Genomic DNA, 18,062 nt, shown 5'->3' with positions numbered 1-18,062 from the left:
CCTCACATGTCGTAGCGGAGGCTGGCGACATACCTGCGGCCGGGCGCAGGCTTTCCCGCTCCTGCCGTCGTCAGCGGCACGGCGATGTCGTTCGGGCTGTCGCGCATTTCCTCCACGGCGGCGTCGACATGCAGCGTATAGCCCGCATCGAACAGCGCATCGGCAAGGTCGAGGGTGATTTCGAGTGACCGGCCCGCGCCGACACTGGCGCCGGTGATGCCGTCGACCTGCGCCAGGTCGCCGCCGGTGGCGCGATACCAGTCGCTGAGATGTTCGTAATACTTCGACTTGCCGCCGGCCATCCACAGGGTTCCGGCATACGCCCCCTGCGCATCGGTGACGTAGAGGACGAGATAGGCGCCATCGCCGCCGTAAGTGTTCAGGGTGGTGGTGAGGGTGACCGGCCGGGCCATGGCAAGGCCGGGCGCTACAATGGCCGAGGTCAGTGCAAGGGCTGCGAGGATGGATTTCATGATCCTGCTCTCCTTTGTCCAATGCTTCAGTTCACCCGCACCATCGGCGGGGTGCCGTTCTGGAACAGCGGATTGGCGGGCGGTGTCGCCGGAGCGGCGGCGGGTGCGCGGTCGCGATCCCGCGCGCGGTCGTCTTCGCCGTCGCGGTGGCGCAACTTGACGACCTGCAACGTCGCGGGATCCAGTTTGGCCTTGATGCGACGGCCCTGGGCATCGCGCCCCTTGACCTCCCAGCAGCCGTCGTCGGCCTCGATTTTCTCGACCCGCCAGCCGAGGCCCGTCGCCGCCTGCATCGCCGCCTCGCGCTGCTGCCAAGCACTGCGCGGCACATGGCAGTCGTCGTCGGCAATCGCCGCCACGGCGGGCAATACCGCGAAAGCGGCTACGGCGAGCAATAGAGTTTTCATGGTTCGAATGTCCTTTACGATCATCTCGGGGGGACTTTCCCGGCTATGGCCGAGGCGAACGCCCGTGTGGAAAGAGGTCAGCCTCCGTAGCGAGGCGGACCCTTGTGGCCATCAGTTGCGCTTTTCGGGCTTGGTGCCGTCGCTCCAGCGTTTGACCTTGCCGTCGATCACCTCGAGGGTTCCGGGATCGACGGTCATCTTCAGGGTGTTGCCACCCTGGTCGATGACGTTCAGCTCGTAGCAGCCATCATCAAGTTCCATTTTCGAGATGCTCCAGCCGAATTCGTCGGTCACTTGGATAAGGGCTTCCCAGGACTGCATGTTCTCGGTCGGCACGTTGCATTTCTCGTCGGCGAGCGCGGCCCCGGCGGGGATCGCGAGGGCGAATGCGGTGGCGGTCAGGATGGTTTTCATGGCTATGCTCCTCAGCCTTGGTTGCCTGATGAAACCAATCTGGAGGGCGCGGCTGACGTGATCCTGATCGCCGCGGAAAACCTGCGTCAGCTTTCCGTCAGCCTGCCCCGACGAACCGCAACGGTCGCGCAAAACAAACCGGCCCCGCCAGACAGACGGGGCCGCAACAACAGTGGGAATGCGTAATGTTCAGGTCACGTCATTTGCGCCAGGGGGGCGCTTTCGGCCCGTGACCATGGCACGGGGCAGGTTCTCCCGATGGCGCCATGAGGTGAGCGCCACACCTCCGACATGCAGGGCCACGAGGACCAACGCCAGGTTGGCCAGCGTTTCATGCACCTCCTTCAAGGTCTTGTCCCCCCTGACTTCCCGGCCGCCATGCTCGCCCACAACCCTCACGGCACGGGCTTCCTCGATCGACTGTTCGAGCAGCCAGCCGCTTAGCGCGGTGCCGGAAAGCGTAACCATAAGTGCCACGATCATCGCGGCGCCGGCCGGGTTGTGCCCGAGATGGCGCCGCTCCCGCCCGCGCAGCATGTCTCCGAGATAGACCAGCGTTGCGGCAGGGCCACGCATGAATTGCGCGAAGCGGGCATGGTGACTGCCGACAAAACCCCAGATCAGGCGGAGCACAAGCAATGCCGCCACCGCATAGCCGGCCGCCTCGTGAAGCGGCCGCACCTCGTCAGCCGCGAGCCATGCCACTGCAAAGGCGGCAACCAGGCCCCAATGAAAGCTGCGCACCACCGGATCCCAGACCCGCACCATGCGCGTGGTATCGGCAACGTCCGAAATACCGCCGTCCCTTTTCGCCTCAATCATGTTTGCGTCCCCTGCCCTCACGGAAGTGCCGTTCACCTCCGTCCTCGTATTCGACCTCGATTACCTGAAGCGTGCCGGGATCGACCGTCACCTCGATGCGGCGTCCTTCCCGGTCCGTGCCTTTTATCTCGTAGCAGCCGTCGTCGATCTTGATGCGCCGCACCACCCATCCGTTTTCTTCCGCGAGCCGCACCACCGCGCTTCTTGGCTGCCAGTCTGCCAGCGGCACGGCACAGTCGTCGCCGGCAAGTGCAGCCCCGCACGGAAGGGCCGCGAGAAAGGTCAGAATTGTCAGCGATCTCTTCATGGACCACACTCCGCATAACGGCCATCGGATGACATTCTGCGTCGCGAACCTGACGGGATGCTGAAGCCTGGGGCGTCCCGCCATCAGCTTTGCGTCAGCCCGGATCGCCATAATGGCCAGAGGCAAATGAGTAGGAAGATCATGCGAATCCTGCTGATCGAGGACGACACCGTTCTGGGCGCCGCCGTGCGGGACCAGATCGCCGCGGGTGGCCAGTCGGTGGACTGGGTCACGCGCCTGGATGCGGCCGGCGATGCGATGGCCGGCGCCGGCTATGATCTGGTATTGCTGGACCTCATGCTGCCCGACGGACGCGGCATCACCTTCCTTCGGTCGCTGCGCGCCGGCGGCGACGTGACGCCGGTGATCATCCTGACCGCGCTGGACCAGATCTCGGACCGGATCGAAGGCTTGAACGCCGGCGCCGACGACTATCTGGTCAAGCCCTTCGATCTGGCCGAGCTTTCCGCGCGCATCGGCTCGGTCGCGCGGCGCTATAGCGGCAATCCCAACCCGATCATCGTCCACGGCGCGCTTGCCGTCGACCTTGCCTCGCGCAGCATCCGCCGCGACGGCCGGCCGGTGCAACTGACGGCGCGCGAATGGGCGCTGTTCGAGGCGTTCCTCACGCGCCCCGGCCAGCTTCTGTCCAAGGCACAACTTGAGGAAAAGCTTTATGCCTTCGATACCGAGGTGGAAAGCAACACCATCGAGGTCCATGTCAGCCGGCTGCGCAAGAAGCTGGGCGCCGAGGTGATCGAGACCGAGCGCGGATTGGGCTACCGGCTGGGTTCGCCATGACGATGCCACGCAGCCTTCAGATGCGGTTGGGGGTGTCTCTGGGCATCCTTCTGACGCTGCTGTGGATCGCCGCCGCCGCCACCACGGCGGTCATGCTGCGGCACGAGATGGACAGGATCTTCGACTCGTCACTACAGGAGGCGGCGCAGCGCCTGTTGCCGCTGGCCGCTGTCGAGATCGTCGGACGTGAGGAGGAAGGTGTGACGCAACACCTTGCCGACCTGCGCGACCACGACGAATTCCTCACCTATATCGTGCGGGATGACATGGGGAGAATCCTTCTGCAATCGCATGAGGCCGACCCCTCCATCTTCCCGGAATGGGATGGGCCGGGCTTTCACACGACCGCAACCCATCGCCTGTATGGCGAGGACGCCCTGCAAGGCACGATCCGCCTCACGGTCGCCGAGCCGCTTGCCCATCGCGCGGCGGCGGCACGCGATGTCTGGGCGGGCCTGGGACTGCCACTGCTGGTGTTCATCCCGGCCGCGCTGCTGGCGATCGTATTGACCGTCCGCTCGGGCCTGGCCCCGCTGCGCCGCTACCGCGACCGGCTGGCCGCGCGTTCACCGCGCGACCTTGCCCCCGTCGCCTGCAACGATCTCCCCGTCGAGGTCACCCCGGTGGGGCTGGCGGTCAATGTGCTGCTGGCGCAGCTCAAGTCCACATTCGAGGCCGAACGCACCTTCGCCGCCAACGCAGCGCATGAATTGCGAACACCGCTGGCAGGCGCAATCGCGCAGGCCCAGCGGATACAGGTGGAAACGAAAGATACCGGCGCCGGCCACAGGGCCGCCGAGATCGAGGCCTCGCTGAAGCGGCTGGCCCGGATCGCCGAGCGGCTGCTGCAACTGGCTCGGGCGGAGGGCGGGCGGTTGCGGCTCGATCACCTATCCGATCTTCGCATCACCGCCCGTCTGGTCGTGGACGATATCGAGAGGACCGCACCGAACCGGATCGCACTCGCTCTGCCGGAGCACCCGGTAATGTCCGACCTCGACCCCGATGCGTTTGGCATCATCTGCCGCAACCTGGTCGAGAACGCCCTGCGGCACGGCGCATCTGACGAGCCGATCGAGGTAAGCCTCGGTGAGGATGGCACGTTCCGCGTCGCCAATGACGGCCTTGTTGTGCCGACAGAAGCACTTGGCCGGCTGGCCCGCCGTTTTGAGAGGGGGACAACCGGAACGGAAGGCAGCGGGCTTGGCCTTGCCATCGTCGCCAGCATTGCGGACCGGATTTCGTCAAAGCTCACCTTGCAGTCGCCGAGACCGGGAAGCTCGTCTGGCTTTGAAGCGGCGGTGGTTTTGCCGACAGCTTCAAAGCAACCAATACCGCCCAGCCAGGCGAGCGCAGTCTTTCGTTGAGCCGATAGCCGGCCAGCAGATCTGAAAACTATTGGGCTGGCTGTGTCCGCCGGAACAGGATGCATCTGTATATAAGGGGCGCAGAATGTTGATCTCGAAAGGAGAAAGCCTAGCGCGCGCCCGTGGTGACAGTAGCCCTGCCGACAAAGGCGGACGAGGCAGCATGACCAGAAAATTGGTTACATCTTCGGATGCTATTGAATTTCGCCACCTACGTTACTTCATAGCCGCTGCCGAGCACGGCAGCTTCCGAAAGGCAGGAAATTCACTGGGTCTGTCGCAATCGGCAATCAGCCGCTGCATTGCCGACCTCGAAGTAAGCGTCCGGCCTGAGCGCTACCCGGGCCATTTCCAAGGCAGCAGGTCATCGACCTTTGTGATCTTGTAATCAGGGATACGGGCCAGGGTGTCGGCGAGCCAGGCATGGGGATCGCTGACGTTGAGCTTGGCTGTTTCGATCAGGGTGTAGGCGATGGCGGCGGCCTTTCCACCTGCCTCGGAACCGACGAATAGGTAGTTTTTCCGCCCGAGGGCGATGGCGCGCATGCCGCGTTCGGCGGCGTTGTTGTCGAGTTCGAGGATGCCGTTGTCGAGGTAGGGGCGCAGGCGTTCCATCCTGGTGAGGGCGTATCGGATGGCGGCCGCTAGCGGGGATTTCCCCGAGATCGTGGTGAGTTGCATGGCCAGCCAGACTTCCAGGTCATCGAAGACCGGGGCGGCATGTGCCTTACGGAGTTCGGCGCGGCGGTCCGGTGGCGAACCTCGGACTTCCTTCTCGACGGCATAGAGCCGGGCGATGCGGCCGATGGCCTCCTCAGCGATCGGCGAACCTTGCGATCGGTGGATGTCCACGAACTTGCGCCTGACATGGGCCATGCAGGCGACCTCGCGGATGGCGCCGGAACGGTAGAGATCCTCGAACCCGGCATAGCCGTCGGCATGCATCCAGCCGCGGAAACGGGCCAGATGATCCTTGGGGTGCTGACCCTTGCGGTCGCCCGAGAAGCGATACCATGCGGCAGGCGGAGCATCGCCATCCCATGGGCGCTCATCGCGGGCATAGGTCCAGAGCCGGGCCGTCTGGGTCTTGCCGGTGCCGGGCGCCAGCATCCGCACCGGCGTATCGTCGGCGAAGATCGCCTCGGCCGACAGGACATGGCGCCCGATGGCCTCGGCCAGTGGCTCCAGAAGGGTGGTGGTCTTGCCGACCCAGTCGGCCAGGGTCGATCGGTCGAGATCGAGCCCTTCGCGGCCGAAGATCTGGCTCTGGCGATAGAGGGGGAGATGGTCGGCATACTTGCTGACCAGCACATGGGCCAGCAGACCCGGCCCGGGGCGACCGCGCTCGATCGGGCGCGACGGCAGCGGGGCCTGGACGAAGCGTTCGCAGCAAGCGCAGGTCAGCCGGGGGCGGACAATCCGGTTCACGATGAAGCGCCCAGGAACATACTCCAGCTCTTCCGTGACGTCCTCGCCGATCCGGCGCAGGCGACCGCCGCAATCGGCACAGGCATCGGCGCCGGGCATCAGTTCCACCTCCATCCGGGGGATATGATCCGGGATCGGACGGCGCTTGGGTTTGCCCTTCTCCTCGATGTCCGGCAGACGCATCCGCGCCGTCATCGCGGCGGCCGCGATCTCGCTGGCCTCAAGAGCCAACTGAAGCTGTTCTGCCGTCTCCGAGGACGCGCCGAACCGGTGTGCCCGGTGCCCGGCCAGTTGGTGCCGCAGCCTCTCGATCAGGATCGCCTGCGCCTTCACCTCGGCCAGAAGCCGCGCGGTGAAGCTGCGCAACTCCTCGGGATCTTCCGGCAGGGTCAGGGTCTGATCGAGCATGCAAGGAGTTTATCCCACGGGATTCCTTATGGGAATCATTCTCTTGTGGCCCCCCCTGATTATCCCGCTGCCAAGGGCCGCCACGTTCGCTCCGGGGCACGCCAGTCGATCCCTTCCAGGAGCATCGACAACTGCGCCGGTGTCAGCGCCACCTTCCCCTCCTTGGCCGAGGGCCAGACGAACCGGCCCCGCTCCAGCCGCTTCATGAACATGCAGGCCCCCTGGCCATCCCACCAGATGACCTTCACCAGATCACCGCGACGGCCGCGGAAGACGAAGAGATGCCCGCCGAAAGGATCCTGCTTCAGCACCGCCTCGGCCTGCGCCGCCAAGGAAGCAAAGCCCTTGCGCATGTCGGTGACCCCGGCAGCCAGCCAGACCCGCGTGTTGGCCGGAACCGGGATCACGCCGAAAGTCCCCGGATCAGCCGCGCCAGCGCCTCCAACCAGTCCGGCACGATCATTTCGATACCATCGGGCCGACCGCTACGGTCGGTGCGCTCCTGCCACTCGTTGATCCACGAGAAGCGATGCCGACGGCCTTCGACCGGCTGGCGGATCGAGGTGGAAATCGTGGTCGATTGCAGCCGGTCGAGCGCCGCCTTCAGGCGCTGATAATCGCGCAAGCCGGTGCCGCGCCCGACATAGGTGAGGATCTCATAGGGCGTGGCGGCCATCAGCCGAGAGGTGCGAAGGCCACTGTCGCGGGCTTCGACGATCTGACTGGCCGCCCAGATCAGGATATCGGCGTCCCAGATCGTGGCCATGCCGTGATCGGGAACAGCCTCGACCCGGATGGAGACATTGCCGGCTGCGAAGTCGATCGGCGCGATGCGCTTCGACTTGGCGAGGGAGAAGAAGGGATAGGCCATGAGATCCTGTGCGTCTCGTGGCGCGAAATCGCCGGGGAGCGCCCTGAACAGATCCAGTTGCCCACGCTCGGAAAGGGATCGACGTCGCACCGTCATGAAGGAAACCGCGAGAGATCAGCGGGCGTAACGACCGGCCTGCGGGCCGGACGGAAACGCATGACGCTTGGCGGGCAGCACGGAGCCGCGCGGATCGGAGGTCGAGGTCACCGCGCCGCGTTCGGTCCAGGCTTCGAGATCGTCGATGGCATAGACGACGCGGCCGCCGAGCTTGCGATAGGCTGGCCCGGTTCCATAGGTGCGGTGTTTTTCGAGCGTCCGGGCCGAGAGGCTCAGAAAGGTCGCGGCCTCCTTGGTCCGTAGAAAACGCGGCGGCAGGACGACGGGTTCATGTGGCATGATCGGGCCTCCGTGGTGTTGCAAACGGCCACTGCGGATCAGCGGCGGGCAATGACCACGGTGGCGAAGGAAGACCGGCGAGGTGCAGGGCGAAGTTGGGGGGTATCGAAATCGCCCACCATCAGGGGCGAAAGATACCCCCTCCGTATCCGCGACGAGAGCAGCACGGAACTATTCTGAGGGCGATAGCTCGATTTATTCTCCCCCTCACGAACGCCACCGGCATCGAAGTATTCGGGCCGGCGATCCCGAAAAGCCGAAAAGCACACAATTTCAGCTTGCTGTAAGAAATTCACCAACCGGCACAGTCATCAGGTCAGGAGAATATCGGCCCCGAGAGACCGATTTCGGGCATCTTGGAACTGGGGGCAGTGCTCAGCCGCTCCCGCATAACCCTCGAAAACAACGGGAAAATCCGGCCGCGGCCGGATCGGGAGACACCTTTCGCGAGGGCAAGTGGCGGAGCGGATGGGCCTGGCGTCCAACCTTCTCTATCTTCTAAATTATTGTTTTAAAATAATTTTACGACCCGCGCGGCAGCATGGACCCATCCGCAACGACTGCTGCGCGGCGCGGATTGACCGCGATAGGGAAGCGGCCGCGGCATTTCAGTCGCGGCGGGAAACCTCCTTCTGATATCCGCGCTCGCGCTCCGGCCAGGTGCTCTTGATATAGGCGAGGACAGCCTGGATCTCGGCGTCGCCGAGGACATCGGCAAACCCCGGCATGTCGCTCTCATAGCCGCCCCCGACAATGGCGGCCGTGCCTTCCTTGACAATGCGGAACAGGATGTCATCGGGATGGTGCCATGTGTGGCCGCCGGCATCGTGCGGTGGCGCCGGGAGACGCCCGGACGGAAGCGGCGTCTTCCAGTCCGGCTGCCCCTCGAGCTGCGCACCGTGGCAGGACGCACATTGGTCTGCATAGACCTGCCGGCCCTGTTCGATGACTTTCGCAGAAGACGCGGTGGTGGATGCAGTACGGACCTGATGCCATCCGACGAGGATCGCCAGGATCAGGCCGCCGAGGAGCAACCCGAGCCACAAGATAGTACGAAGTTCTTTGCGCATGAGTTGAATGATTGCTGGTGAAGAATTTCAATCGGCTACATGCCGAAATTGAACTTCTGCCAGAGGCGTGACGCCGGAGGCAATGGACATTCCTGTGACCAGCGCCTATCTTCCCGGCATGTTCGCCCGTCTCGTAGCCCTGCTTGCCGTGCTCGCGATCACCGCCATGACGACGGTGACGTCCGCGCATGCGGCGCGCTTGAGCGCAGAGCCGGATCACGCGGTGCATGTCACCGAAATGATGCAGGTTGCTGTCGGCAGCGAAAATCCCTGTGATGGCGACCAGCACTGCGGATCGGGTCACGTCGCAAGCTGTGAGATGCTTTGCGCCGGCCTTTCGGTCTCCCTGACATCCCCGAGCGAAAGCTCAGGCCGCGATTACGCGCCTGCCAGCCATGACCTCCCCACCGGCGTGATCCTTGCCGGTCGGGCGCCCGGGTTGAACGAACGACCTCCCAAGCTCCGTCTCCTCTGATCGCGCCCGGGCTGAGGCCTGTGGCGTCCCATCGGCTTTGATGAACGGGACTGGCTGTCCCGAGGAGACGACCATGAATACCATTTCACGACGCGGCTTTCTTGCCGCTGGCGCCGCCATGCTGGCTTATGCGCAGTTGCCCCGGATCGCGGCAGCGCAGAGCGTGGCCCCGCTGTCTTTGCAAGCCGCCAGCCGGGTGCTGGACATCGACGGCCGCGCGGCCGCCGTCTGGGGTCTTGCCGGGCCGGCCGGACAGGGCCTGACGCTCGACCCCGGCGAACGGTTCCGGGTGGATCTGCGCAACGATCTCGATACCGCCACCCTGATCCACTGGCACGGCCAGATCCCGCCCAACGCGCAGGACGGTGTGCCCGACATGCCGCTGCCCATGCTCGCCCCCGGCGAGACCCGCGCCTATGACTTCGCGCCGCTGCCCGGCACCTACTGGATGCACGCGCATGTGCCGCTGCACGAGATGCGCCTGCTGGCCGCGCCGCTGATCGTGCGCAGCGCCGAGGATATCAGCGCCGACCGGCAGGAGGTGGTGCTGTTCCTGCATGATTTCTCGTTCAAGGCGCCCGAGGAGGTGCTGGCCGAGATCCTCGGCGGTCACGGGACCGCGGGCGGTCACGCTGGCGGCCAAGGTGCAGGCATGGGTGGCATGGCCGGCATGAACCACGGCGCGCTGGGGAACATGCCGATGGGTGGCATGGATCACGGCGCCATGGGCGGCATGATGGGGACGGGCGCCATGGGTGGCATGGCGATGGACCTCAACGATTACGACTGGGACGCCTATCTGGCCAACGACCGCACGCTGTCGGATCCCGAGGTGGTGCAGGTCGAGCGCGGCGGGCGCATCCTCCTGCGGGTGATCAATGCCGCCGCGGCAACGGTGTTCTGGATTGAGACCGGCGAGCCGCAGGCCCGGCTTGTCGCGGTGGACGGACATGCGGTTCAGCCCGTTCCGGGGACGCGCTTCGGCCTGGCGATGGGCCAGCGGCTGGATCTGGAGATCGACCTGCCGCAGCAGGGCGGCGCCTGGCCGATCCTCGCGCTGCGGGAAGGCGCGCGCGAGCGCACCGGCCTGATCCTTGCCACGCAGGGCGCCGAAATCCGGCGCATCGACACCATGGCAGAAGCCGAAGCCCCCGCCTTCGACACCGACCTGGCGCAGGAGCAGCGCCTGATTGCCGCCGACGCCCTGCCGGATCGGCCGGTGGACCGCAGCCACATGGTGATGCTGGGCGGCTCGATGCAGCCCTATGTCTGGACCATCAACGGTGCCGTCTGGGGCCAGCATCGCCCGATTGCCGCGCGCGGCGGTGAGCGGGTGGTGCTGTCCTTCCACAACATGTCGATGATGGGCCACCCGATGCATCTGCACGGGCATGTGTTCCAGGTCGTCGGTCTGAACGGACGTGCCGTCCGGGGCGCGCTGCGCGACACGGTATACGTGCCGCCGATGTCGATGGTCGATGTGGCGCTCGACGCCGGTGAGGCGGCGCGCTGGATGCTGCATTGCCACCACATGCCGCATCTTGAGACCGGCATGATGACCGAATTTGCCATCAGCGCATGATCGTATGATGCTGGGGGCGCCCATGCCAGCGCCCCCAGCGGGAAAGCTGCAAAGGGCAATATTCCAAGCCTCCTGATCGCCTCTTGACCTTCCAGCGGTTGGAAAGTGCAGAACAGGTGAAACGCAAGCTCAGGATGAAACGCCGAGGAGGCGTAAAAATGAACAGCAAGATCGAACACGATCACCAGAACCACGCTCATTCGGCCAACGATCACGCACATGACCACGCCGCCGCGTCGGACACAGCCCACAAGGTCAAGGACCCGGTCTGCGGCATGATGGTCGATCCGCACATGACCGAGCACAAGGCCGAGCACGCCGGGCGGCCGTATTACTTCTGCTCGGCCGGGTGCCGGGGGAAATTCCTGGCCGATCCGGAGCGCTATCTCGGTCCGGCAGCGGCGGCCACGAAGGCCGAACCGGTTCCGGAGGGGACGATCTACACCTGCCCGATGCACCCCGAGGTCCGGCAGGTCGGCCCGGGGTCATGCCCGATCTGCGGCATGGCGCTGGAGCCGGTGCTGGTCAGCCTCGAGGCCGGGCCGAACGAGGAACTGATCGACATGACGCGTCGGTTCTGGATCGGGCTGATCCTGACGCTGCCGGTGTTCGTGCTGGAGATGGGCGGCCACCTTCTCGGTCTGGACCACCTCATCAGCCAGCGGACGTCGAACTGGATCCAGATGCTGCTGGCGACGCCTGTGGTGCTGTGGGCGGGCTGGCCCTTCTTCCAGCGCGGCTGGCAGTCGCTGGTCAACCGCAGCCTCAACATGTTCACCCTGATCGCGATGGGCACCGGGGCGGCCTGGGTCTACAGCATGGTGGCGACACTCGCGCCCGACATCTTTCCTGACCAGTTCCGGCAAGCCGACGGCTCGGTCGCGGTCTATTTCGAGGCGGCGGCGGTCATCACCGTCCTTGTCCTGCTCGGGCAGGTGCTGGAACTGCGCGCCCGCGAAAGCACCAGCGGTGCGATCCGGGCGCTCTTGGACCTTGCCCCCAAGACCGCGCGGATCATTCGTGACGACGGCAGCGAGGAGGAGGTGCAGCTCGATACCGTTCATGTCGGCGACCGGTTGCGGGTCCGGCCCGGCGAGAAGGTGCCCGTCGATGGCGAGGTGCTGGAAGGCCGCAGCGCTGTCGACGAGTCGATGGTGACAGGTGAGTCGATGCCGGTCACCAAGGAGGTCGGCGCCACCGCCATCGGCGGCACCATGAACCAGTCCGGCGCGCTGGTGATCGAGGCCCGCAAGGTCGGCCGCGACACCATGCTGTCGCAGATCGTCCAGCTTGTCGCCGAGGCGCAGCGCAGCCGCGCGCCGATCCAGCGGCTGGCCGATCAGGTCTCCGGCTGGTTCGTGCCGGCGGTGATCGTGGTCGCGGTGCTCGCCTTCGTCGCCTGGTCGATCTGGGGGCCGGAGCCGCGCTTCTCCTTCGGTCTCATTGCCGCCGTGTCGGTCCTGATCATCGCCTGTCCCTGTGCGCTGGGGCTGGCGACGCCGATGTCGATCATGGTCGGCGTCGGCCGTGGCGCACAGGCGGGCGTGCTGATCAAGAACGCCGAGGCGCTGGAGCATATGGAGAAGATCGACACCATCATCGTCGACAAGACCGGCACGCTGACGGAAGGGCGCCCCGCCGTCACCGCCATCGTGCCGGCGCCGGGGTTCACCGAGGAAGAGGCGCTGCGGCTTGCCGCCAGCGTCGAGCGGGCCAGCGAGCATCCGCTGGCAATCGCCATCGTGCGCGCCGCCGAGGAACGCGGCATCGCGATGGCACCGGTTGCGGATTTCGACTCGCCCACCGGCAAGGGTGCCTATGGCACGGTCGAGGGCAAGCGCATCCCCCTCGGCAACGCCAAATTCCTCGCCGAACAGGGCGTCGATGTGGCGCCGCTGGCCGAGGAGGCCGACCGGCTGCGCGAGGATGGGGCGACCGCGATCTTCATGGGCGTGGACGACCGCGTCGCCGCGATCTTCGCCATCGCCGATCCGGTCAAGCCCTCGACGCCCGAGGCGCTGGCGGCGCTGAAGGCGCAGGGCATCCGGGTGGTCATGCTCACCGGTGACAACTGGACCACGGCCAAAGCCGTCGCCCGCCAGCTTGGCATCGACGAGGTCGAGGCCGAGGTCCTGCCCGACCAGAAAAGCGCGGTGGTGCAGCGGCACAAGGCAGCGGGCGAGGTGGTGGCGATGGCGGGCGATGGCGTCAACGACGCCCCGGCGCTGGCCGCCGCCGATGTCGGCATCGCCATGGGCACCGGCACCGATGTGGCGATGGAAAGCGCGGGGGTCACGCTGCTGAAAGGCGATCTGACCGGCATCGTCCGCGCCCGAAAGCTGTCGGAAGCGGTCATGGGCAACATCCGCCAGAACCTGTTCTTCGCCTTCATCTACAACGCGCTTGGTGTGCCGGTCGCGGCGGGCGTGCTCTATCCGTTCTTCGGCATCCTGCTGTCGCCGATCATCGCCGCCGCCGCCATGGCGCTGTCCTCGGTCAGCGTGATCGCCAATGCAGCAAGGCTGCGGAGGGTGAAGCTGTGATGTTGGCGGAGCCATCAGCCGGCCCGCACGGGCGCCGGCTCACCCCTTTCCTGCGTCGCGCCCGGACCGTGACGGTGAGACAATGAATCCATGCAACGAGGTTTGACGATGAGAGACAATCGCAGCATCAGCCGACGCGCCATTCTTGCCGCTGCCGGCGCACCTCCCTTGCTGATGGCCACCGCAAGCTGGGGGCAGGCAGAGCCTCTGCCGCTGGTGAACGTCAGCAAGGATCCCTCCTGCGGCTGCTGCGACGGCTGGGCTGCGCATATCGAAGCCGCAGGGTTCCCGGTGCGGGTGGTGGAATCCGCTGATATGGCCAGCCTCAAGCAGCGGCTCGGCGTGCCGGCCGATCTGGCATCGTGCCATACCGCCGAGGTCGACGGCTATGTGGTCGAGGGCCATGTGCCCGCCGAAGCGATCCGCCGCCTTCTTTCCGAGCGGCCCGAGGCAACAGGGCTGGCCGTTCCCGGCATGCCCGCCGGCTCGCCCGGCATGGATTTCCCCGGCGTCGACCCCGAGCCCTATGAAGCGTTCCTGTTCGGCCCGACCACCCGGCGCTTCGGGCGCTTCCTCGGCCCGCGGGAAATCTGACACGGGGTATACCGACATGACCGCCCGGCTTGCGAATGATCCGAAACAGCACCTGACCGAGGCGGCTTGCCTCCGTCAGCGGGGCTGTCTCGCGGCGTCGAGTAGGAGACGGCGCATGACCGGGCAGGCGCATTCTGCTTTCCGGGCGGGATACAGCCGATGGCGCCGGTTCGCGATCTGCATCCTGCTGCTTGCCATCGGCGCCCTGGTTCTGCAGGTCCCGGTACATGCCGGCCCCGCCCGACACGCCATCCACCAGCAACAGGCCGCCGCCACGGCAAGCCACTGCGCCGAGCACCACATGCCGGACGGCCATGGCGCAGGTTCATCCGCGGGCTGCGTCAGTGATGACATCGGCTTCAGTCTGGCCGACTGCTGCCCGACCTGTCTGACCGCCGCGGTTCTCGTCGCGCCGCCGACGGTCGGCCCGCCCGTGCGCGGTGAGGTTTTCACGGTTGTGCGCCCTGATCCGCACGACCGATCACCCGAAGGCATCCTGAGGCCGCCACGTCTCATCGCTGCGTGATGCGCAGGGATCGGCGCGAGAACGAGAGATGTCTCCGGCCGCTCCGGCGCAACCCGAAAGACCAGCGACCACAACGGAGACCTGCGTCCGCGAATCCGGGCCGGCGCTCCGGAAACCAAAGGATGAAATCAATGAACAGAACCGCAATCGCACTTTCCGTCGGCATCCTGGCAGGCCTGCCGGGCACTGCCCTCGCGCAGGCCGGGCACGACATCCACCATCCGGGGACCCCGCCCGCGCAAGCGGAGCAGGCTCCATCGCCGACGCCTCCCTCGGGCCAGATGCCCGGCATGCAAGGGATGATGCCCGAGCAGTGCCAGGCCATGGTGCAGGCCATGACCCCGGAATGCATGGGCGCGATGCAGCAGATGATGCAGGGAATGATGAACGGAGGGATGATGGGCACGCCGCAGGCCGCGACGACCCCGGCGAAGGAAAGCCTGCCCGACTTCACACAGGCCAACATCGACGCCATGAACGCAATGCACGGGCCGATGATGGACGGGGTCATGGCCGACGACCCGGATGTCGCCTTCGTCCGGGGCATGATCCCGCATCATCATGGCGCGATCGACATGGCCAGGATCGTCCAGCAATACGGGGACGACCCGCAAACCAGGAAGTGGGCCGGCCAGATCATCGCGGCGCAGGAACTTGAGATCGCCGAAATGCAGGCCTGGCTGGTGGCGAACGCCGGCGAGACGCCGGCGGCGCTGGGTCAGACCGGCGGAACCGTCTGGTCCGCCAATGAAGGCGGATATTCCATCAGCGCCATCGATCTCGGCACCGGAGCAGTCGATACGGTCTCGATCCCCGTCGCACCGCACAACGTCGATCTGACGCCGGACGGCAAGCTGCTGCTGGCGGTCGGCGATCCCGCCGCCGAGGGAGATCACGGGTCCGGCGGGCACGGTCACGGCGCGGAAGGCGCGGCCGAGGGTCAGTTGGTCATCCTCGATCCGCGGAACCTCTCGGTGCCCACGGCGATTGTTGCAGTAGGCTTGCATCCGGCGCACGTGGTCGCTGACCGGCAGGGGCGCGCTTTTGTCTCGCTGGCCGGCGGCGACGAGATCGCCGTGATTGACCTTGCAAAGGCCGAGGTCATCGGGCGCATCGCGACCGGGGATTATCCGCACGGCCTGCGGCTCAGCCCGGACGAGGCCGAGCTTTACGTCGCCAATGTCGAAGACGGGTCCGTGTCCGTCATCGACACGCAGGCGCTTTCCGAGGTCGCGCGCATTCCGGTGGGCGCGGCACCTGTCCAGGTCGGGTTCACGCCCTCGGGCGCTCAGGTCTACGTCTCGCTGCGGGATGAAAACCGCGTGGCGGTCATCGACACATCGTCCCGTGAGGTGACGAACAGGATCGACGTTGGACCGAACCCGATCCAGATGTTCGTGACCCCGGACGGAGCCCATGTCTACGTGGCAAACCAGGGCACCGACGCGGAGCCGAACGACACCGTGTCCGTCATCGACACCGCGACCGGAGAGGTGGTGAAGACCCTCACCACCGGCGGCGGCGCCCATGGCGTCTCAGCATCGGCGGATGGGGCATTCGTGTTCGTAACCAACATTGCCGACGATACCGTGTCGATCATCGACGTGGGGAGCCAGGAAGTGGTCAAGACAGTGCCGGTCGGCGATCGGCCGAATGGCATCGTCTACGGCGGCCCGACCCGCTGAGCGATCGGCGCCGGAGCCCGCTCCGGCGCCAAGGCAATCGAGACTACCTCACCAAACCAGACCCTTCCGGCACTGCTCGCGCGGCTCTCCATCCGCGCGAGCAAACCCGAGGAAAGGAGGAAAGACATCATGCGAACTGTTCTTGTCGTGGTGATTGCCGCGATCGCCACAGGCGGTGCCTGGTGGCTCTGGGGCCAGCCCGATGCCGCAAACCCGGCAGAAGAGGGCCAGGCTCTTGTTGCTGTAACTCTGCCGGCCACGCTGTCACCCGAAGCCGAAGTCGGTCAGCAGGTATTCGCCGCCAACTGCGCATCCTGCCACGGCACCAACGCTGAAGGACGTGCGGGGACCGCGCCCCCGCTCATTCACAAGATCTATGAGCCGGGCCACCACAGCGACATGGCTTTCGTCATGGCAGCACGCAGTGGAGTGCGCGCCCATCACTGGCCCTTTGGAAACATGGCCCCGGTGCCGGGACTCACGGATCCAGAGCTGTCCAACATCATCCGTTTCGTGCGCGAGGTTCAGGTTGCAAACGGCATTCGCTAAACCGCTGATCTTTGGTGACCTGGCCGTGATCGAGTCCGTGTCCCGGCTGGGGCCGTGGCGCATACTTCGCCACCGATCGTCGAGAAGGCCAAGGACCGCCTCGTATGGCAAATCGACGTGATCACCCAGCAGGCCGTCAGCACGGTACCGGACGGAGATCGGTCGAGCGGCATTCTCTACGGTGGTCCGGCCCGCGGCGATCGGCGCCCGGCATGCGCACATAGCCCTCGAATCGGGGTGGTGTCATCGAGTCCTCCCTCCGCCGCTCAACCCACCTTCGTTCCCCAGAAGGACGTGTGATCGGCGGCGAAATACCCGTCGGCGGCACGAAAGGTGCCCTGCAGTTCGACCGTGTCGCCTTGGGCGAGCGGCACCATGGTCTGCAGCCAGAGCGCCGTCGCTTCGGAGTTATGCGCGCCGGAAACCTCGCCCCGCGAGCCCCGGATTTCGGTCGAGCCGTTCAGCACCAGCCGCCCGCGCATCCGCGCATTGGTGCTGGAATTGATTTTGTAGAGCAGCGTCGCGCCGAAGAGGTAGGTGCCAGCGACGGGCGCGACGAAGCGGTTGTTGGCTGCGTCAAACGCCCCCTGATCGTTATAGTCGGTGTTGTTGATGCCGATTTTCGTCCAGCTGTCGATGGCGACGTAGTTGTCGTAGTTGGTGTAGCCCTTGAAGCGCGGCAGCCGGGGCTGGTCGACGATGCCGGTGGCGTTGTCGACAATCAGCCCGTCGAAGAAGCTGCTGCCGTCGGCGGAGACCGCCAACCGGAACCGGTCAGAGCCGAACAGGCCGACCAGCGCCTTGGTCACGAAGCCGGTCTGGAGGGTGAGGCCGAGATCGTCGGCCGCAGTCTCCTTGTTCATGGTGTAGAACAGATCGCCGGTCCCGCCCTCGGCGATGGTCTTCGCGGTCCAGAGCGCCGCATTGAGCTTGGCGGAGAACGGGTTGGCCGGGTCGGCGGTGGTGCCAACGCCAAGCAGCGCCATGTTCTGCAGCGTCGCAGGCGTAGTGCTGTTCCAGCCCGAGCCGTCGTAGACCAGCAGCAGACTCTCGTCCTCGACCCATGCCCGCCATCCGGCCCGCGGCGGCAGGCGAAGCCAGGCACCATCGGTCCAGAGCGCGACGTTCAGGTCCCACCCCGCCCACAGGCCGGTGGCACCCGAGGCGACGATGTAGCGGTCGCCATCGGCGGGGCTGGCGGGCGGTGCAGTCAGGTCGCGGTCATGGACGGAGAGATGGACGAGCCCGTCGAGGAGGCGCAGCGCCTCGTTGTGGGTGATGTGCTTCTGTGCCTGCGCCGCGAGGATGTAGGGCAGCAGGAGATGGGTCGTGGTGTCGGACATG

The 18,062-nt window shown here is 65.8% G+C and carries 20 protein-coding genes and 1 pseudogene; 10 read left to right on the top strand and 11 right to left on the bottom strand.

All coding sequences use genetic code 11. From position 1 onward, the window contains the following. Positions 1-2 precede the first annotated feature (2 nt). The 5 genes from ACNKFW_RS05780 to ACNKFW_RS05760 form a co-directional block, all read right to left on the bottom strand. The gene (locus ACNKFW_RS05780; protein WP_147427913.1) at positions 3-473 is read right to left on the bottom strand and encodes a DUF2271 domain-containing protein; all 471 of its coding nucleotides are present in this window, start codon (positions 471-473) and stop codon (positions 3-5) included. A 26-nt stretch (positions 474-499) separates the two neighbouring features. Continuing rightward, the gene (locus tag ACNKFW_RS05775) at positions 500-880 is read right to left on the bottom strand and encodes a PepSY domain-containing protein (RefSeq protein WP_147427912.1); all 381 of its coding nucleotides are present in this window, start codon (positions 878-880) and stop codon (positions 500-502) included. Positions 881-991: 111 nt separating this feature from the next. After that, positions 992-1,294 (bottom strand): PepSY domain-containing protein, encoded by a 303-nt coding sequence (locus ACNKFW_RS05770; protein ID WP_147427911.1) that lies wholly within the window; start codon positions 1,292-1,294, stop codon positions 992-994. 189 nt (positions 1,295-1,483) lie between these two features. Continuing rightward, the gene (locus ACNKFW_RS05765) at positions 1,484-2,116 is read right to left on the bottom strand and encodes a cytochrome b/b6 domain-containing protein (RefSeq protein ID WP_104494095.1); all 633 of its coding nucleotides are present in this window, start codon (positions 2,114-2,116) and stop codon (positions 1,484-1,486) included. Beyond that, positions 2,109-2,423, bottom strand: coding sequence for a PepSY domain-containing protein (locus ACNKFW_RS05760; protein WP_104494098.1), 315 nt, complete (start codon positions 2,421-2,423; stop codon positions 2,109-2,111). Before ACNKFW_RS05760 ends, ACNKFW_RS05765 begins: the two co-directional genes overlap by 8 nt. Positions 2,424-2,564: 141 nt before the next feature. Here ACNKFW_RS05760 and ACNKFW_RS05755 point away from each other — a divergent pair, with 141 nt between their 5' ends. From ACNKFW_RS05755 to ACNKFW_RS05745, 3 genes are all read left to right on the top strand, one after another. Then, the gene (locus tag ACNKFW_RS05755; RefSeq protein WP_028710783.1) at positions 2,565-3,224 is read left to right on the top strand and encodes a response regulator transcription factor; all 660 of its coding nucleotides are present in this window, start codon (positions 2,565-2,567) and stop codon (positions 3,222-3,224) included. Then, on the top strand, positions 3,221-4,591 hold the full coding sequence (locus ACNKFW_RS05750) for an ATP-binding protein (protein ID WP_104494096.1): 1,371 nt from the start codon (positions 3,221-3,223) through the stop codon (positions 4,589-4,591). Before ACNKFW_RS05755 ends, ACNKFW_RS05750 begins: the two co-directional genes overlap by 4 nt. Positions 4,592-4,676: 85 nt before the next feature. After that, positions 4,677-4,979: a LysR family transcriptional regulator gene (locus ACNKFW_RS05745; RefSeq protein ID WP_418024084.1), complete on the top strand. Its 303-nt coding sequence runs from the start codon at positions 4,677-4,679 to the stop codon at positions 4,977-4,979. Here ACNKFW_RS05745 and tnpC read toward each other — a convergent pair. The 5 genes and pseudogenes from tnpC to ACNKFW_RS05720 all read right to left on the bottom strand — a co-directional run bounded on the left by tnpC (position 4,928) and on the right by ACNKFW_RS05720 (position 8,764). Further along, a complete protein-coding gene (tnpC, locus tag ACNKFW_RS05740; RefSeq protein WP_418024083.1) occupies positions 4,928-6,427 on the bottom strand; it encodes an IS66 family transposase in 1,500 nt (499 codons plus the stop codon). The two genes, ACNKFW_RS05745 and tnpC, sit on opposite strands and share 52 nt — an antisense overlap. A gap of 59 nt (positions 6,428-6,486) precedes the next feature. Then, a complete protein-coding gene (gene tnpB / locus ACNKFW_RS05735; protein ID WP_018000156.1) occupies positions 6,487-6,834 on the bottom strand; it encodes an IS66 family insertion sequence element accessory protein TnpB in 348 nt (115 codons plus the stop codon). Positions 6,835-6,863: 29 nt separating this feature from the next. Further along, positions 6,864-7,394: pseudogene (locus tag ACNKFW_RS05730) on the bottom strand (replication initiator protein A); the annotation flags it as partial. An 18-nt stretch (positions 7,395-7,412) separates the two neighbouring features. Continuing rightward, positions 7,413-7,694 carry a helix-turn-helix transcriptional regulator gene (locus ACNKFW_RS05725; RefSeq protein WP_012092626.1) on the bottom strand — a complete coding sequence of 94 codons (282 nt, stop codon included), beginning with the start codon at positions 7,692-7,694 and terminating at the stop codon, positions 7,413-7,415. A 608-nt stretch (positions 7,695-8,302) separates the two neighbouring features. Then, the gene (locus ACNKFW_RS05720) at positions 8,303-8,764 is read right to left on the bottom strand and encodes a c-type cytochrome (protein WP_147427910.1); all 462 of its coding nucleotides are present in this window, start codon (positions 8,762-8,764) and stop codon (positions 8,303-8,305) included. Between the two features lie 94 nt (positions 8,765-8,858). Here ACNKFW_RS05720 and ACNKFW_RS05715 point away from each other — a divergent pair, with 94 nt between their 5' ends. From ACNKFW_RS05715 to ACNKFW_RS05685, 7 genes are all read left to right on the top strand, one after another. After that, entirely contained in the window at positions 8,859-9,239 is a 381-nt protein-coding gene (locus tag ACNKFW_RS05715; RefSeq protein ID WP_244314528.1) for a hypothetical protein, read from the top strand. Positions 9,240-9,312: 73 nt separating this feature from the next. Next, positions 9,313-10,821 (top strand): multicopper oxidase family protein, encoded by a 1,509-nt coding sequence (locus tag ACNKFW_RS05710; protein ID WP_147427908.1) that lies wholly within the window; start codon positions 9,313-9,315, stop codon positions 10,819-10,821. 158 nt (positions 10,822-10,979) lie between these two features. Further along, positions 10,980-13,364: a heavy metal translocating P-type ATPase gene (locus tag ACNKFW_RS05705; protein ID WP_147427907.1), complete on the top strand. Its 2,385-nt coding sequence runs from the start codon at positions 10,980-10,982 to the stop codon at positions 13,362-13,364. Between the two features lie 108 nt (positions 13,365-13,472). Beyond that, on the top strand, positions 13,473-13,958 hold the full coding sequence (locus tag ACNKFW_RS05700; RefSeq protein ID WP_147427906.1) for a DUF411 domain-containing protein: 486 nt from the start codon (positions 13,473-13,475) through the stop codon (positions 13,956-13,958). 115 nt (positions 13,959-14,073) lie between these two features. Further along, positions 14,074-14,484: a hypothetical protein gene (locus ACNKFW_RS05695; RefSeq protein WP_147427905.1), complete on the top strand. Its 411-nt coding sequence runs from the start codon at positions 14,074-14,076 to the stop codon at positions 14,482-14,484. Positions 14,485-14,615: 131 nt separating this feature from the next. Beyond that, positions 14,616-16,169 (top strand): DUF305 domain-containing protein, encoded by a 1,554-nt coding sequence (locus ACNKFW_RS05690; RefSeq protein ID WP_244314529.1) that lies wholly within the window; start codon positions 14,616-14,618, stop codon positions 16,167-16,169. A 129-nt stretch (positions 16,170-16,298) separates the two neighbouring features. Then, entirely contained in the window at positions 16,299-16,718 is a 420-nt protein-coding gene (locus ACNKFW_RS05685) for a c-type cytochrome (protein ID WP_147427903.1), read from the top strand. A 266-nt stretch (positions 16,719-16,984) separates the two neighbouring features. Here ACNKFW_RS05685 and ACNKFW_RS05680 read toward each other — a convergent pair whose 3' ends face one another. Next, entirely contained in the window at positions 16,985-18,061 is a 1,077-nt protein-coding gene (locus ACNKFW_RS05680) for a DUF2793 domain-containing protein (protein ID WP_147427902.1), read from the bottom strand. Between the last annotated feature and the right edge of the window lies 1 nt (position 18,062).

The organism is Paracoccus sp. TD-10 (assembly GCF_048270675.1).
In the GTDB taxonomy this organism is placed as follows: Bacteria; Pseudomonadota; Alphaproteobacteria; order Rhodobacterales; family Rhodobacteraceae; genus Paracoccus; species Paracoccus pantotrophus.
The sequence above is the reverse complement of the archived record's forward strand: the minus strand, read 5'-3'. Positions and strand labels throughout refer to the sequence as shown.